This window comes from Nitrospira sp. (genome assembly GCA_024760525.1).
GTDB lineage: Bacteria > Nitrospirota > Nitrospiria > Nitrospirales > Nitrospiraceae > Nitrospira_D.
On record CP060499.1, the window covers coordinates 2,479,470 to 2,495,927 of the forward strand.

Consider the following 16,458-nt stretch of genomic DNA (forward strand, 5'->3'; position numbering starts at 1 on the left):
TATTACGTAACTGGGTTCGCTACAACAAAATCCGAATTCCGAGTCCGAAGAGGATCCAGAGCGAAACCAGTCCCAATTGACGGACACGATGAGAAAACGCGTGGAGGAGCAGCTCAAAGGAAAAGAACAACACGAGTAGCTTGGCCGCAAACACGCCCAGATGCGATATGTCTGCGTTCACTTCCGGGAGCAGCGGGAACGTGACCGCCAAGAACACCATCAGATAATCGAGCGGGGTAGTTTGAAACCGGTTCTGTTCGTTAAACCGAAGACTCAAGAGGACCATAATGGCGACCACCACGAAGAATGCATTGTGGCCCATCGCAACGGCCGATACGAACGAGGATTGCGATCCCTCACAGACATAGAGCAGAAACGTCGTTCCCACATAGAGACCGCCGCGCACAAAATATGGGGCGACCTGCGTCGAGAGGCCAAGCAACACCACAACAAAGAGCGCGATCGAGAGATAGCCCACATCACTTGGCACGTTCGAGGGAAGAAAGACCAGCGCGATCAAAAAGAACGGAACGGCGACAGCCAGGAACTGGATGGGCATATCGGTCAGCAACGGTCCACTGACAAATCGTGTCACGGCGACGTTCGACACAAATAGGCCGTCTTGAGATGCCGGGCTGGGAAGAAGCCCGCGTCCAGCCGCTATAAAAAGCAGCAGCACGGAAATCGCCAGGGCAAGATAGAGCGGCAGGATCAACGTGTCGGACTGCCATCTGAGGAGATAGGCCACCCCAAGCATGCTGGCCTGGATCAAGTAGATCACGGTCACAGCCTCATAGTGAGTCAGTCCAGTGCGCAGCAACTTATGGTGGATATGCGCGCGGTCGCCGACGAATGGAGACCGTCCTTCAGCCAATCGCTGACCGGTCACACCGAGTGTGTCGAGAAACGGCAGCCCCAGTAAAAATAGCGCGAGGCTGGGACTGAATGGCCCACGTGACGAATCGGTCAACAGGACGGCGAGCACACCCATCATGAAACCCAACAGTTGACTGCCGCCGTCACCCATAAATATTCGTGCCGGATACGTGTTGTACCGCAAGAAACCCAAGAGCGCCCCGAGAAAGGGAACCGTGAGTGTGAGCACCACCGAGTCGTTCGCGAGTAAGGCCAGATAGGCGATTCCCGACAACGTCAAGAATGATAAGCCGCCGGCCAGTCCGTCCAATCCATCGGTCAGGTTCACCGCATTCGAGACTCCGACAAGAAAGACAATGGTCACGAGAGCGCCGACCCATGCCGGCACTTCGACGTCAGGCAAGAAGGGAAGCGTCGTAAACCAAATGTCACCGCCGATCACGACCGCCATAGCCGCGAGTATCTGCCCCACCAGTTTGGACCGATAACTCAGGTCGACACGGTCGTCCCAGACTCCGAATGCGACAATAATCACGCATCCGGCCAGAACCGAGAGCGTCGTCGCATCTCTCGCACCCCACCAGGCAATTGACGCGCAGGCCCCGACGGCAAAAGCAAGCCCGCCGACGCGTGGGATCGGGTGCTCGTGGACTTTGCGTCCTCCCGGTAAATCCATGACCTGAAAGCGTTCTGCCGCCAGCCGTAAAGGCGGAATCAGCGCCATGCACAGAAGCAACCCCGTCATGGAACTGAAGAACAATTCGTTCATCATAGCTAGGCTCGCATGCCTTGGTCGCCGCCGATCAATCCGGCACGAACCGGTTCAGCTCTTGGCCGATCTCAACCGCAAATGCTCGAAGACGTTGATCTACCGCCGCCTCGGATTCACCTGGACCCACGAGCGAGGCTAATCTGATGAGGGCTCCATCGGTCCTTTGCCGAAGAAAGGCATCCCACAACAAGTACAACTTGACCTGGTACTCGTCCGCGATCTGACGATCGCGCTGTTTAAACCAGTAGAGGACGATCTGCTTCTGATCACCCTTCTGAATCACGGCTCGATTAACTATGACCGGCTGCCCTATCGTCTGTGACGACGGCAACTCCGTGCGGGTTAAGGACGCAATCTCCCATCCTCCACCGGGCAAACAACTTTGAGGCGAATGTGCCGATTGCCCTTTCCGTTGTGACCGATAGTACGCGGCATAAAAATTCATCTGAGGTTCCTTGTCTGAACGGTAATCGGCAAGGACATAATCATCGAAGCGAAGGGCATCGATGTATCGCTTTTCCAGAGCGAAACGGGCTCCTCGCCACATACCGATCTGCATCGGGAAGTCGACAAAGGACGCCCGAGCCGGAGCAACCTCTTCCCGATCTACGAAGGCCGTCGACAGCAGAGTGAATGGCGCAAGCAGAGCGACGCTGCACAGATAGGCTGGCCCCGGAGAAAATAAGCGACGGATCGGAGGGGTACGGCTGGGCTGATGGCTTGAATTTTGTTCCTGATCTTTCCAGGTGAGTTGTTCACGAAGAGACCTCTGGGGAATAGCCGTCCCTATTCGTCCCAGCAGCCTCATCTCGGCAAGCAACAGCCCAAAACTCACCATGAAAATGACCCACCCCTCAAACAGGTGATAAAAGCCCTCGGCAGCTCCTTGCCCGTAGATCTCGACCAGAATTCCGATCATGCCGATACGAAAACCATTGATGAGAATCGAGATCGGAATTGCGGAAAGAACCAGCACGACTCGCTTCCACATACTCTCCTTGAACAGGTACGCACAGAGCATCGCCAGAGAAGTCAGCGGCAGTAAGTAGCGAATGCCGCTGCAGGCTTCGACCACTTGGAGTTGTACCGGTCCCAAGTCAATGACATTGCCTTCGCGAAATGCCATGATCCCGATCAATTGCAGACACCCGACTCCCAGGGACGAAGACCACAACTGAAGCTGGCTCGATAAACTCGCGTAGAAAAATACGGGCAAGGGAATCGCGGTCAAAAGATACCCAAGGGGAAATCCGATCGCCTTGGCACCGCTCATTCCGATCAGCGCAATCGCCAACCCGACGATCACCATCCACAAAGAGAGATGGAGGACAACATAGAGCGTGGACAACTCACCAACCACATAGAGAATAAGGCCCACTGCGATGACCGCCAGACCCCACCATGAGGACTCTCTCGGCATTTGCAGAAGACGATGTCGGGACTGCCATACTAGGACCCCGCTGATTACAGGTACAAAGATGCCATGGCTATAATCATCGCTCCCTAGCCAGTGATTGAACAAATAGATGAGGCTCTCCTCATACATGTAGCCCAACAACGCCGCGCTCAGGACTGAGGTGAAGAGAACGACCCGCGTACTAGTCATAAGAGAGCGCCACTCAAACAATGATTGGGAATGAGCCGAGCGAGCAACGTTTAGCCGGAAGCGGGGGGCGCAACCTTCGATCTACGGCGATTGCTACCTATCGATCCATTCAAGAGAAAGAACGGGCTTGATACCTTCTTGAGGTATCAAGCCCTCGCTTTCACAACACCGTAGTGCTTATGCCTGGGATCTGCGGAGATTTCGCAAACCTCCCGCACCCAAACCAACCAATGAGACCAGACCCGCACCGAACAGCAGCACGGCAGCCGGCAACGGCACGGCCGTCAAGCTCGTGATCGATCCGAGAAACACGGCAGGATTGCCGTCGAGGTCCTCGAAAAAGAGCCGCCATCTCGCCGCAGTCAGACCAGGTAGACTACCTACCGAGCCAAAACTTGGCGGATTTTGGAGGTCCGTGCTATTAAATAATCCTCCCCCCTTGCTGTCTAGGCGAAGATCAAAGCTGAACGGTGAAAAGCCGCCAAACTCGGAGCCGCTCACAGCGGACACTAACTCCCAACGGTTGCCCGTCCCGCCACTCATAGAGACGTTCTGCGAAATCGTCACAGCGTTGGCACCTGGAGCTAACGACGTCGTGTACCCAAAAAACCCTCCGAAATTGAGCGTAAAACCTGTTACTGCGCCATTATAGGCACCGTTATTCCCAGCCGTCGCATTGTCAAATTGAAATGAGCCGGTTACCGGGACCATGATCGGAGAAATACCGTCGATATTCCCCGTGAACGAATAGTTCACCAGAGCGGCATGTGCACCGCTGATGGGAACCACGAATGAACACAGCGCAATCGCCGGCAGCAGCACTTTCTTCAGAAACCATCGCTTCATCATCGGCATAACACTACTCCTGCTAGAGGTTGGTACATTAGGGACACGTATGAATGGCGTATTGCTGAGCAAATCCTGGGCCATCAGTCACACATTCTATCTAGCTGAAAACTTGGCAAGACCAAAGACATTTCACAAAACATGCGTGTGCAGATTCCTGCGGAGGTGTTCAATTATGTATGGGACGGTGCAAACGCAAATGCCTGCGGGCAGTAGTACATCACATATCAGTGTTTCAGAGAGGCCGCCCAGTACCGGAGTAACAGTTCATGCGATGAAGACTGTTCCTCTTTTTAGGCAGCTTTTTCATTCTGATAGGTATTTTTTTCTTGTACAGCCTGATTACCAGATACTTCTTTGCCATGACTGGCGAAGACATGTTGACGAAGCACTAGCCATATAAATTTTGGAGCAGACACAAAGTTTCGCCGCCACATCCGGCGAGGTTCGAGGATAAAGCGGTATGCCCACTCAAGGCCGATGTCACAGATCCATTTCGGAGCTCGCGAGTATGTTCCAGCGTAAAAGTCGAAGACCGCCCCGATCGAGCCGATCACGGGAACGTTGAGCTGCCTTCGATTGGCCTCCACCCATTTCTCCTGCTTCGGGGCAGTCATTCCAACCCAAAGGACATCCGGCTTTGCATCGTTGATCACTTTCACCATCCGTAGGTTTTCAACCTCACTCCATGTTCCGAACGGTGGAGACAAGGCACCACAGAGTGTCAAAGATGGGAAATCGTCAGCAAAACGTTTTGCCATAAGATCCAATACGCGCTGCGACGATCCAAAGAAGAAGACTCGTCCGCCAACGCGCTTCTGAAGTGCGTTCAAGACACCCTGAAAATAATCTGTTCCCGTAATCCGAGGACCAACAGAGACGCCAACAATGCGTGCCATCACTGATGCACCAATACCATCAGCCACAACTAGGCTCGCGTTTTGTAAAGCCGTCTGAAACTCGGAATCCTGTTGAGCAACTACCAACGAATGAGGATTGGCACAGGCAAACACTACCTGAGAGGTTCTGCTGTTCACGGCACTAATGGAGTCTTGAACGATGTCCAAGAGGGGCCTTCGGTCGATTGGGATTTCAAGAAGGATTCCCGTACTATGATCCTTTGCACCTATGTCTTTTTTCACATACACGGAAGCTCTCATGCCGCCCCTTCTTTCTCCGACAAGACAAAGACGTCGATCATGCGCTGGATGTGCCGCTCCTTGGTGTACATAGCCTCATACCGTCGACGAGCTTGTGCTCCCATTAATTTCATCTGCCCGGGATGATCCAGTAGCCAAACAATGCGCTCTGCCAACTGAGAGACATCACCAATTGGAACTTCCAGACCGGCCACTCCATCCAGGACCGTATCTCGCAAACAGCCTCGATCAGTAAAAATAATGGGTATACCGGCTGCCATCGCTTCAATCACGACCAACGGTTGACCTTCCTGCTGAACTCCAGGAAAAACGAAAACATCGGAGGAGTCAAACAAAGCTCTTTTTTCTGCACCCCCGACCTGCCCGCTGAACGACACGTGTGCTTCAAGTTTGTGTTGACGAATGAATTCCTCTGCCCACCGCTTGTCCTCTGCGTGTGACCAGGGTCCTGCGAACACGAACTCGACATTCCTTCGACGATGAACGACCATAGGGACTGCCTGGAGAAGCACGAGGGCGCCCTTGAGGTGGCTCAAGGTGCTGAGATGAAGAATGCGGAATCGTGATTGTGACCGAGGACTGTGCCCTCGAACATTGGCGTCTGGCCAATCAATCCCGTTTGGCACAACGGTAATCCGCTCCGCATCAATAAGCCCTTCAAATTCCCGTTTCAAAGACTCTCCGAGAACGACAGCTCTGGTCGCGCGTCTGAGCACGATCTTCACATATACCTTCATGAACCACGAGCGCCCTCGAAACCACTCGCGAAAATTGCCTCCGTGCAGATGAAGGACGATACGACTCCCTCGGACGTAAGCCGGCCAGATCAGGAAACTGTCCCGTAAGAAGCCAATTGTCGACTGAGAGAGCACAAGGTAACTTATGCTTGGACACGCACGGATCAGCATGCCGACCAGTTTCAGCCATTGTCGAATAAAGAGGATAATGTCATGCCAATCCGGATTATTGACGTGTTGAATGCCACGCCGGTCGGCGAGATCTAAATGCTCAACACGAAACTTCTGCGAAAGCGAAGAACTCAATAACGTTTGAATCGCGACGGCCACTCCATGAAATGGTGGCGGTGTTGGACCGATAATGAAGAGTTTACCCTCAACCTCGATATCTGCCGCCCTTCCCACAGCAGATTGTTCATTCACTTCCATCTCGCCGCACCTACCTGTCCTGGCCATCATGCTCCATGGACTTCTTCAGCACATAGGCAGCAACAGTCGGCGTCAACTTTTGGGGAAACGTGACAGGATGATATCGATAATTCCAAGCGAACATACTTGCCAGACGCTGATCGATTAGAACCGTCACAGATGAATTGTAGCAGTGCGTTCCTAGCATTCCTCCGATTCGTGCGATCGGAGGAAAGCCACAGAGCGTTTCCCTCTCGATGTGAAAACCGGCCTCCCAAATCAATGTTCGGAAAATCGGGAGCGGTATTCCACGTTCACGCTTGGTTAGCCCTCGCCGAGGCTGTCGCCAATCTCCCATGGAAATAATTGGCTCTCGAATTAGAGCAAACCCGCCCGGCTTGAGACACCTATGCAGCTCTCGCAATACAGCACCGACATTGGGAATGTGATGGAGACATCCAAAACAAGTAGCCAAGTCAAAAGTTTCATTCTTAAACGGCATAATTCCGGACGCCTCTGGTTTTGCGTATTGGATCGGTACGCTGTCTAAGCTTCTTGTTGTGAATGCTCCAGACGGCTCCAAGATTGTGATAGTCCTGATATTCGACAGGAACGGTCTCAGCTCTTCACCATAGGCTCCCCCTATGGATAGAGTGTGGCCAGATAATCTCTGAGGAAGGTACCGAAACCCATGCAGTACATTTAACCTGTGATATTCATAACAATAGGAAGCCTGGTTCTTTGCTCCAAGGTCGGCAAATCCTTCCCTTTCGTCTTCGAACCACGCTTGGATCGCATCCTCTGAGAAATCCTCTCCATACAGTCTCCGCCCCGACAGACAGTCACTAACGTATGTCGCATCCATCGCCCCTATTTCACTCGTCATAGACATGACCGCGGACCTCCTTGACGGCACACCGCCGTTTTCAGGTGGATCAATATGTCCCGATCTTCCTTCTGTAAACCCAATAGAGTGGTTATGAATAAATAGAAGCCTACGGCTGCAGCAGCCAATATCCACCAGCTGAGAGTCAAGCCAGAGAATCTCATGACAAAGACAAGGCCGAACGTGATTGCTGCCGCAAGGACTGGTTTCCAGATCTCTCGTTCAATAACCCTCACTTTGAGTAGCAGGGAACATTCCAAAAGACGGACCATGCTAACGAGAGCTAATGCGAAGGCCGTACCCGCAGCTGCACCAGTAATTCCATAAATGGGGACCAGCAGTACATTTAGCCCAATCTGAACCACCCCGAGCCAAACACTGTTCCACATCACCACTCTTGAATATCCAGCCAAAACCAGTGCAGTGTTGGATGAGCCACTGGCCGCGTTGATCACCTGGCTCATTGCCAACAAGACCAAGCAGTAGGACGCTTCGTGAAATCGATTGCCAAACATCGATAGCACTTCTGCAGGAAATAGCACAAACACCAGAAATACTGGCAACGCAATAGTGACGGACCATCGGAGAACGGTTTGTAAGAGTGGCTCAAGCTCGGACTTGTTATCGCCGGAAATGGCTTTGGAGATAAGAGGACTCGCGACGGAATCTAGACAGCCGAGGATCAACGCAATAATGGATGCCGTTTGCAAAGCAGCGCCATAAAACCCTATCTGCTCTGGTTGCAACCAATAGCCGATCATGAAAATATCTGATCGATTTGCGAGGCTGGCGATAAGCAACGACGCGAGTAGCGGGGCAGCAAACCGCAAGACCTTTTCGCAGAACTGTCTGTGCTGAAAAGAGGGACAATCTGAGGACATATAGCGGCCAAGCGGAATGCACGCCAACACGACCGTGAAACACAGCGCGATTCCGAAAGCAACAAGCGCACCGAATATGTTCCATCCTATCCAGACGAAAACCACAGTTAGTACAAACTTGACAACTGGTTCACATCCATACTTCACGAAGGATCGCCATCGATTGTCTTGAAGCGCCTGCAGAGTAGATAGCAGCACCGTGGAAACGGAAAACAGTGGTATTGCAAAGGAGAAGGCGACCAAGACCGGTGTGAGTTCTGGCTTACCGAAGATCTTCGCTGAAAGGGTTGGCGATAGTCCTAGAAGTCCCAGTCCTACCAAGCATCCGATGATGAGTGAGATTCCGGCGATATGCTTGGCCATCGTGCCAACCAGATCGGTACCGGTGCCGTCATTCACCGCCGGAATGAACCGCAGAATGGCTCGGTCTAGTCCGGCGACTGATACCACCGAAAGCACATTGAACACGGCAAGACCTAGCGTATACAGGCCGAATGTCTCTGCATTGAGCATGTGCGCAAGACTGATACTGTAGACATAGTTGAGGCCGAGCCCAAAGAACATGCTCATGAATATCAAGAGGCTTCCACGAGCCACTCTCACCATTAACGGAGAATCGCTGTCTGCCTTCATAGGAACCGTCTGCAGTATCAATGAAGAGGACGACACTTCCATTTAGCGGTTCGGTGCTCCGGGTGATTCCAGGAAACTCTCGCATCGCGTAGGCCGTAGCCAGGCCATCACCAATACCCTCGCTGGGCGAACCCCAAAGCAATCTTTTGTAGCCATTAGAAAATGATTGGTTTCCGACACGGTTCAGAGACCAGTAGACCATCTTGGAGGTGCGCCATCATTTGAGCAGTTCTGTTTTCCTGAGAATGAGCTTCAGCTTCGTCAGCCGCATCCAGTGTTGAGTATAGACCGACGGACAACGCAACCACCCCAATCATTTGCCATGAATAGTATGCCGCTCCGGCTGTCGTGATTTCCGACACGATAACGACCGTGCCTATCAGTAGCGCATCGGTCGACACGATAGAATGGGCGCCGGCACTGGCGGGAGCTTTCCGAAACAGTGTGACGAGCCGAGTGCTTAGCAGCAGGAACAAGATGAGGATGGGGGCGAGCCCAAGAAGGCCCGTCGTCACCGCCAATTCAATAAACATGTTGTGGAAATGGCTTCCTGCCGTGAGTTGCATTGGATATGTGGCATAGCCAGATCCCAGTAGAGGGGATTGCTCAAAGGCTTCCCACGCCTCCACCCAAATGCTCATCCGCCCATCGAGCGACCGAATGTTCGCCTCACTATGGCCACGTGTAAAGGTGGATGCCACTGCATCTGTAAACTCGGGGCTGACCACAAACAGACCAACGGTGAGAATTCCAGACAGAAGGGCGACAATACCGGCAATCACACGCCTGTTTGGCATTCGCGCGAAGACCCCTACCAACACACAGACCCCCAGGATAAATACAATAAAACCCGTGCGAGACCTTGCGGCATAGCACAAGACTAAACACGCGCAAGACCCAATCAGGTACTGCACTTTAGCCAAGACTATGAATCTGGAAAGAGCCGCTAAACACAAAAGTGCCGCAATAACGCCGATCGTGTTCGCTCCCATCAAGAACGTCGACGTCACATCCAGCCGTTCGACTCTATTTCCCTCGTGCATCCAAGCATGTCGAGGATCGATAATTACAGCCACAACAACCCCCAAAAGCATCAGCGCACTCATGGCATAAAAAGATGTGAACAGCCTGCCGGGATTCCGGTCCTCCGTTGTCTGCGCGAACACAAGAAGTCCCCATAAAAGCACACCGCACGTTTCCACACTTCTCCAGAGTGAGTACATCGGTGTGCGAGAAACAGTGACGGCCGAGAGAACCGCAACGAGCGTGAATAGCGTCAGCGGCCAGAACGGCTTGGCAAACGCCAGTTTTAAACTATGTGGATTCCGAAGCAGGATCCAAAAGCAGTACGCCCAGAGGACATACACGCCCAACATTTGCGGATCTGTGAGCGAAGACTGAAATGTAATGGAATTTGTGTTTCTAACCATGGGGAAAAAGGATCGTCCCAAAATGGGGAAGAACACGACCAGATAGAGAAGTGTTGCTTTCCAGGACATTCGACGCACATGGCCCCCATAGTTACTGCCAAGGTGTCAGCTTGAACACAGCACAGTCAGGGCAACGACGTACCACTACCGTCTGATCAAGGTGTCATCCGCAGAATGGGATTGGGTTCTGGCTGACGGAATGGCCCATCCTGCAATGCCGCTATCTGTTCATCTGTGAGGTATTTGTAGAAGTAAAGGGCGATCCCTGTCTTCGGCCAAAGCTTACGAATTTTGAGAATGGTCTCGGCCAACCACTTGCCATCCCGAGCGAAATACTTCTGCCCAGAAACCATTTCATCGGGATTCGACATATTCGAAATCAAGAGATTCTGTTTGTCCGGATGGTTCAACTCTCGCCTCGTACCATCCATGGCGGCAATATTGATCTGCCTTGTGTAGTCCATCCGAAAAATCACATCCACAAGTCCGTTGTTAACCCAAGAAACGCTGTTTTGTCCCTGAGTCGGCGGGGCGTGCCCGACAAACACATCGGCACTGAGTAAGAGATGAGGTTTTTTTGCTCTTACGGTTTCCGATATCTGCCGAACCAATGTCGTGACAGCGGTCTCTTGATAGTCAATGAGGGACGGAACCTGATTGGGCAATACCTTAAATACCAACGTGTCCCCTTTCAGGCTCCTCTTGTATGTCTTGCTATACTCCTCTTCGCATTGCGCACTTGTGCAAAGGTCTATAGCCCGCACGTAATCCAAGTTGATTCCATCGATGTCGTAACCAACTGTTACCTCTTCGACTAGTTTGACCAAGAGTTCCCTGAACTCAGGGTTGTGAACATCAAATGCCTTCTGAGGCATGCTTGGCAACGCGAACTCTGGGAAAATATCGCCTTGTCTCAGCACCAGGGTAAACCAGGGGTGCACCTCAATTCCCATCTCATGCGCTTTGCTGATGACATACCGCAAAGGATCAAAATCCGACTTGGGGCGATCCGCCAGCTTGGTGTCCCAGGGAGCGTGTTTAGAAGGCCACGCTGCACCGCGTCCTTGCCAAACGGTCGGCATATAGACATTGAATCCTGCATTTTTGATCCGTGACAGCACTTCATCCACATGTTCCTTCTTCGTCCATGAAGGAATGTCGCCGTCGAGGATGGCCCGCTTGCCATCGAACGGCGATGCTGAGTGTGGTGGACTACCCTCCCCTCGCACCAAACTGCAGGGAAGGCACCAGATCAGCATGACAACAATGAAGACTCTCACGCAGTCCTTTGTGTTTCTCATCTCGTTCCACCAATCATGGAATACCCGCCTCCTTCATTTTCAGACCTATTTCGACAGTTCAGTTATCCCGGTCACAAACCGCCGAACAGAATATTCGAGCTTCAGAGTATCGCTTTGGACCAAAGCTGAATGTTTCATCGCTTCAAGCCGGTCAGGAGAAGATAGGAGCACTCCTATCGCTTCGGCGTAATGCAATGTATCCATCCTGGTGATGACGCCATTGCGCTCGGTCAGATAATCGAGTTCGGGTGAATGACCGGGAAAGTCCGTAGTGACCAGTGGCAATCCGAACGCAAATCCGTGAACGATGGCAAGCCCCACTAGACCAGGAATCACTAATAGATCGGATAGTGAACAGTACGCCGCTGTTTCTTTGGGATCTACAATCTCTCCAAAGAAATGCACGTCTTGAAGTTCGAGATCTCTTGCCATGTGCTGTAACCGGTTACGTTCTTCCCCATCTCCAATGATCAGGAGCGCTACATCTGGGTAAGACTTCTTCAAGATCGCAAACGCCTCTAGGAGAAAGTCTGCTTTCTTCTCAGCGTACAACCGTCCTAAAAATAGCAGTACATGTTTTCCTTCCAACATCAGCTTGCGCCTGAGATCCATGCGTTGCGCTTTGCTGAGCTCTGCATGTGCCCTGTGCAGCTCTTCAACATCGATGGTGTTGTAATAGGGAATCGCCCACCCTTGAGGGACTCCGCGATCCCGCCAATAGTCGGCGCCCTTGACTGTATAGGTGATTAAGCCGTCTCCCCCTCTGGTCATGAATCCTTTCAGGATCTCCTTTATCGTCGTCACGACTGACGGTCGAAGCTTGGCTTGGAAGTTATAGCCATGCCCCCACCAAATCCACGTCTTACAAACCCGTTTTCTCTTCGCCCAGAGATAGGGCACGGTCAGACACTGCAACTCTTGAGGTGCCACAACAATGTCGGATCCTGCTATCGACTGCTCCAAACCATTCACCCAATAAGAGCCCGATTTTATCCCACCAAAATAATGCGCTGGCAGAATACGATAAGGAAAAGATGAGGAGGATCTCTGTGTTGGAGTCACTGTGCAATACACATGAATATCCAGATCCAGCAACCGTCCCTGGGCATACAACTCCTCGAAGAATCTTATGCGGTAGTGTGGGATTTCTCGTTGAATGATTGAGACTTTTCGCATGTCGGGACGAGGTTCTTAGCGCGGCGATGCATGCTTAGACATTGGGAACAAGCCCGATGCTTTTGCAGGGATATGAAGTCTGTTAGAAAAACCCTACCCCATTTTGCGTCTAGGACAAACAGAAAATGGTTTTTTCAGACCGGCTCACTGCTGGTTCATCACTTCGGTCTGAAGGTTGAGCTTGCAGAGATCTCCCATTATTAATGGCGAGCCCATGTCGGAACATATCCATAGCGCTCCGTTGTTCATCACGAGTCACCCTCAGATGATTTCTGAAGGTCAGCGCCGATATCGCCACCGGCGATCGGCTGCACAGTAGTGTTCTATTCCGGCATCGAGAAATGGAGAGTACTGCAGAGGAGTTGCTTGATTGGCGCCCTACATCAATTCATACTTTTTATTTCTAACACTCGCTCCAGATGCTCGACGATCCGCTCGGCCCTCTTACCGTCTCATTTTGTCGAATTGCCCGGTTCCTCCACTGTCCGGCCATCAATCGAGCAGAGTCAGACATGGCAGGCCCACCACCGGCATTTCTTCGGCTTAAACTCAGTGAGGACGGAGCAGAATGGCCGGAGATCTCTAGAAGTGCACTTCGCGGATCGGCTCGCGGTTGGTTCGAAACCATTGGACGGTTTTCTTCAGCCCGTCGCGCAAGCTATGTCGCGCTTGAAACCCGAAGAGCTGTTTGGCCCGGCTCACGTCGAGACACCGCCTCGGCTGGCCGTTCGGTTTGGTAGTATCCCACTGAATCTGGCCGGAGAATCCCACCTCGGCGGCAATCATCCCAGCCAGATCACGAATGGCGATCTCTTGTCCTGTTCCCAAGTTGATGGGCAGATCACCCTGGTACTGTTCCGCTGCGAGAAGAATCCCCTCTGCAGCGTCCTCGACGTACAAAAATTCCCGCGTGGGGGATCCATCTCCCCAGAGGGTGATCGACGCGTGCCCCGCATCTTTTGCCGTCGCACATTTCCGTACGAGCGCCGGAATGACGTGAGAGGTCTCCAGATCGAAGTTGTCACGCGGTCCATACAGATTGACGGGAAACAGCACGATCGAATTAAACCCATACTGTTGGCGATAGGCCTGCGACTGGACCAGCATCATCTTCTTTGCCAGTCCATATGGGGCATTGGTTTCCTCAGGGTAGCCGGTCCAAATATCGTCTTCTTTGAATGGGATCGGAGCGAACTTGGGATAGGCACAAATCGTCCCGAGTGCGACAAACTTCTTGAGCCCCCGTTGACGGCCCACTTCGATCAGCTGCGTCCCCATCATCAAGTTGTCGTAGAAGAACCGTCCTGGATTGGCTTGGTTTGCGCCGATTCCACCCACGCGAGCCGCCAGATGGATCACCATGTCGGGCTTCGCGTCGCTGTACAGTTGCCGGACGGCGTCCATCCGCACCAGATCGTAGTCCTGGCTGCGAGGAACAACGACTTGCCGACAGCCTTTCGCCCGCAGTTGCTCGACGACGAACGAACCGAGAAACCCGGCGCCGCCCGTCACGACGACACACTGATCTTCCCAAAATGAAATTCTATTCGTCAGAGCACACCCCCTCTAGATTCGCTTTCTCGTCCCATCCAGCTTTTCTTTTTCCGCGGCCAAATCCGCATCGACCATCATGGCGATTAACTCTTCGAATCGTACCTTGGGCTGCCATCCGAGTTGTTTCTTGGCTTTACTCGCATCTCCGATGAGCAGATCGACTTCGGTCGGCCGATAATACTTCTCATCGATTTTTACATGCTTTTTCCAATTCAATTGCAGCCGGTCAAAGGCCAGCTCCAGCATCTCCTTGACCGTGTGGGTTTCACCCGTTGCGATGACATAATCATCTGGTTGTGGAGCTTGTAGCATCATCCACATCGCTTCCACATAGTCGCCGGCGAATCCCCAATCCCGCTTCGCATCGAGGTTCCCCAGGAATAGATCGTGCTGGGTCCCGAGCTTGATACGCGCCGCCGCTTTGGTGATTTTCCTCGTGACAAAGGTTTCACCCCGTCGCGGCGATTCATGGTTGAACAGAATTCCATTGCACGCAAAGAGTTCGTACGCCTCCCGATAGTTCACCGTAATCCAATAGGAATACACCTTTGCGGCGCCATAGGGACTCCTCGGATAGAAGGGGGTCGTTTCCTTCTGCGGCACCTCCAGCACCTTGCCGAACATTTCGCTGGATGACGCCTGATAAAACTTCGGTTTGAGCCCTGATTCGCGGATGGCCTCGAGGAGCCGAATGGTGCCGAGTCCCGTGATCTCTCCGGTGTACTCAGGAATATCGAAGCTGACACGGACATGACTCTGAGCTCCGAGATTATAAATTTCATCGGGTTGGACGGTGCGCAGGATCCGGTTCAGCGAACTGGCATCGTTCAGGTCTCCGTAAATCAAGTGGAGGCGCCGGTGAGGCACATGCGGATCTTCATAAATCGGATCGATCCGGCCCGTGTTGAAGGAACTGGAGCGGCGGATGATCCCATACACTTCGTAGTCTCTGGCAAGTAGAAACTCCGACAGATAGGATCCGTCTTGGCCCGTAATCCCGGTGATCAGTGCTTTCTTCACGCGCGAAGTCCCCCTTGAGCCTTGAATGAGGAACAGGATTATTACGTGCTTCAATTCATTTGTCTACATCTTCCCGCGAAAAGATCGTTAACAAAAGATTCTTGCGGCCACCGATACCGACCAGGTACGATGCAGGAGAAGTAGAGAGAAAGGCAACGCCTTGGCCTCATTACCTCCGCAACACGCGCGTCGCGTCGGAATGTTTCTCTGCATGGTGGTGTGCGGTCTGCTCATCGCGCACTCAATCAATGCCTTCGTTGCCGAGGCTCTGTATGTGATCCCCGAGCATCCGTCTGGATCCGGCAGCGGTGGATTTCCGGGCTCTCCGTTGTCGGCATCCTATTCACCGGCACAGGCGGTGGACGATGTGCAAGCCAGCGGTCTGTTCCTACTTCCTCCTATGCCTCAGAATGGACAACCGAGTGCGACGAATTCTGATGGACGCGGTCCCTCCGGCACTCCTGTTCGCGCGTCCCTCGGCTTGGCGGCCAGGATTCGCTTGATCGGTATCGTGTTCGGCGATCAGCGCGGCATCTTTGCGATCGTTGAAGATCTGTCGTCCAAACAACAATCGTTATATCGCCTTCACGATTCAATTCTCGATCTGGGAGAAGTCAGCGAGATTCGTCGAAACGGACTCCTGGTCCGTCAAGGCAATGTCGAGGAGTTGTTGGAACTGGCGGTATCCGACAACCCGATCGCACCGGCCGGTTCTTCCGGCACGGTTCCTACTGCCGCCCAGGCACCGACACCCGGCGCGCCTCTGCGAAAAATCGTCGACCGCCGTGAAGTGGAACAAGCCATGAATGATCTGCCGAAACTCTTGTCGCAGGCCAGAGCCGCCCCATTCATGGTGAACGGGACGATAAACGGATTTCGCCTCGACTACGTCGCTCCGGCCAGCTTCTATGAAAAAATCGGGGTTCAGGCGGGGGACGTGCTGCAACGGGTCAATGGCGTCGATATCCGTGATCCCAGCACCATGCTGAGCTTACTGCAGCAACTCAAGAATGAGCAGATCGTCAAGCTCGACGTGGTTCGAAATAATCAACGCTCGACGATCACGTACGAGCTTCGCTGAGACCATCGTTCCTGCTTCGTGTGTGTATTGTCCTTGACCCTCGCTCCTAACGGTTCTGAGCTACGGCCGCTTTCAGCCCGCATTTTCAGTG

At 52.8% G+C, this 16,458-nt stretch carries 13 protein-coding genes; 1 reads left to right on the forward strand and 12 read right to left on the reverse strand.

Annotated elements, in window-relative coordinates:
* Positions 1 to 19: 19 nt before the first annotated feature.
* From H8K04_11595 to gmd, 12 genes are all read right to left on the reverse strand, one after another.
* On the reverse strand, positions 20 to 1,648 hold the full coding sequence (locus H8K04_11595) for an undecaprenyl/decaprenyl-phosphate alpha-N-acetylglucosaminyl 1-phosphate transferase (GenBank protein ID UVT14494.1): 1,629 nt from the start codon (positions 1,646 to 1,648) through the stop codon (positions 20 to 22).
* A gap of 31 nt (positions 1,649 to 1,679) precedes the next feature.
* Positions 1,680 to 3,254, reverse strand: a complete 1,575-nt coding sequence (xrtD, locus tag H8K04_11600) for a VPLPA-CTERM-specific exosortase XrtD (GenBank protein ID UVT14495.1) — start codon at positions 3,252 to 3,254, stop codon at positions 1,680 to 1,682.
* Between the two features lie 177 nt (positions 3,255 to 3,431).
* The gene (locus tag H8K04_11605; protein ID UVT14496.1) at positions 3,432 to 4,109 is read right to left on the reverse strand and encodes a hypothetical protein; all 678 of its coding nucleotides are present in this window, start codon (positions 4,107 to 4,109) and stop codon (positions 3,432 to 3,434) included.
* A gap of 284 nt (positions 4,110 to 4,393) precedes the next feature.
* Positions 4,394 to 5,260 (reverse strand): WecB/TagA/CpsF family glycosyltransferase, encoded by an 867-nt coding sequence (locus H8K04_11610; GenBank protein ID UVT14497.1) that lies wholly within the window; start codon positions 5,258 to 5,260, stop codon positions 4,394 to 4,396.
* Complete coding sequence (locus H8K04_11615) at positions 5,257 to 6,426, reverse strand: glycosyltransferase family 4 protein (GenBank protein UVT14498.1); 1,170 nt, start codon at positions 6,424 to 6,426, stop codon at positions 5,257 to 5,259. Before H8K04_11615 ends, H8K04_11610 begins: the two co-directional genes overlap by 4 nt.
* Before the next feature lie 10 nt (positions 6,427 to 6,436).
* Positions 6,437 to 7,297 carry a methyltransferase domain-containing protein gene (locus H8K04_11620; protein ID UVT14499.1) on the reverse strand — a complete coding sequence of 287 codons (861 nt, stop codon included), beginning with the start codon at positions 7,295 to 7,297 and terminating at the stop codon, positions 6,437 to 6,439.
* Positions 7,288 to 8,742 carry a polysaccharide biosynthesis protein gene (locus H8K04_11625; protein ID UVT14500.1) on the reverse strand — a complete coding sequence of 485 codons (1,455 nt, stop codon included), beginning with the start codon at positions 8,740 to 8,742 and terminating at the stop codon, positions 7,288 to 7,290. Before H8K04_11625 ends, H8K04_11620 begins: the two co-directional genes overlap by 10 nt.
* Before the next feature lie 218 nt (positions 8,743 to 8,960).
* The gene (locus tag H8K04_11630) at positions 8,961 to 10,304 is read right to left on the reverse strand and encodes an O-antigen ligase family protein (GenBank protein ID UVT14501.1); all 1,344 of its coding nucleotides are present in this window, start codon (positions 10,302 to 10,304) and stop codon (positions 8,961 to 8,963) included.
* An 86-nt stretch (positions 10,305 to 10,390) separates the two neighbouring features.
* Positions 10,391 to 11,365, reverse strand: a complete 975-nt coding sequence (locus tag H8K04_11635) for a family 10 glycosylhydrolase (GenBank protein UVT14502.1) — start codon at positions 11,363 to 11,365, stop codon at positions 10,391 to 10,393.
* Between the two features lie 216 nt (positions 11,366 to 11,581).
* Positions 11,582 to 12,466 (reverse strand): glycosyltransferase family 4 protein, encoded by an 885-nt coding sequence (locus H8K04_11640; GenBank protein ID UVT14503.1) that lies wholly within the window; start codon positions 12,464 to 12,466, stop codon positions 11,582 to 11,584.
* Positions 12,467 to 13,294: 828 nt separating this feature from the next.
* Positions 13,295 to 14,254 (reverse strand): GDP-L-fucose synthase, encoded by a 960-nt coding sequence (locus H8K04_11645; protein UVT17962.1) that lies wholly within the window; start codon positions 14,252 to 14,254, stop codon positions 13,295 to 13,297.
* A gap of 24 nt (positions 14,255 to 14,278) precedes the next feature.
* Entirely contained in the window at positions 14,279 to 15,286 is a 1,008-nt protein-coding gene (gmd, locus tag H8K04_11650; GenBank protein UVT14504.1) for a GDP-mannose 4,6-dehydratase, read from the reverse strand.
* 160 nt (positions 15,287 to 15,446) lie between these two features.
* On the opposite strand from gmd, the gene H8K04_11655 reads away from it, so the two are divergent.
* The gene (locus H8K04_11655) at positions 15,447 to 16,367 is read left to right on the forward strand and encodes a PDZ domain-containing protein (GenBank protein UVT14505.1); all 921 of its coding nucleotides are present in this window, start codon (positions 15,447 to 15,449) and stop codon (positions 16,365 to 16,367) included.
* The last annotated feature ends 91 nt before the right edge of the window (positions 16,368 to 16,458 follow it).

Excerpts from the sequence above, each read along its gene's own strand:
- H8K04_11605 (UVT14496.1), bottom strand. The coding sequence starts at position 4,109 with ATGCCGATGATGAAGCGATGGTTTCTGAAGAAAGTGCTGCTGCCGGCG.
- H8K04_11615 (UVT14498.1), bottom strand. The coding sequence starts at position 6,426 with ATGGAAGTGAATGAACAATCTGCTGTGGGAAGGGCGGCAGATATCGAG.
- H8K04_11595 (UVT14494.1), bottom strand. The coding sequence starts at position 1,648 with ATGATGAACGAATTGTTCTTCAGTTCCATGACGGGGTTGCTTCTGTGC.
- H8K04_11620 (UVT14499.1), bottom strand. The coding sequence starts at position 7,297 with ATGTCTATGACGAGTGAAATAGGGGCGATGGATGCGACATACGTTAGT.
- H8K04_11610 (UVT14497.1), bottom strand. The coding sequence starts at position 5,260 with ATGAGAGCTTCCGTGTATGTGAAAAAAGACATAGGTGCAAAGGATCAT.
- H8K04_11630 (UVT14501.1), bottom strand. The coding sequence starts at position 10,304 with ATGTCCTGGAAAGCAACACTTCTCTATCTGGTCGTGTTCTTCCCCATT.
- H8K04_11625 (UVT14500.1), bottom strand. The coding sequence starts at position 8,742 with ATGAGCATGTTCTTTGGGCTCGGCCTCAACTATGTCTACAGTATCAGT.
- xrtD (UVT14495.1), bottom strand. The coding sequence starts at position 3,254 with ATGACTAGTACGCGGGTCGTTCTCTTCACCTCAGTCCTGAGCGCGGCG.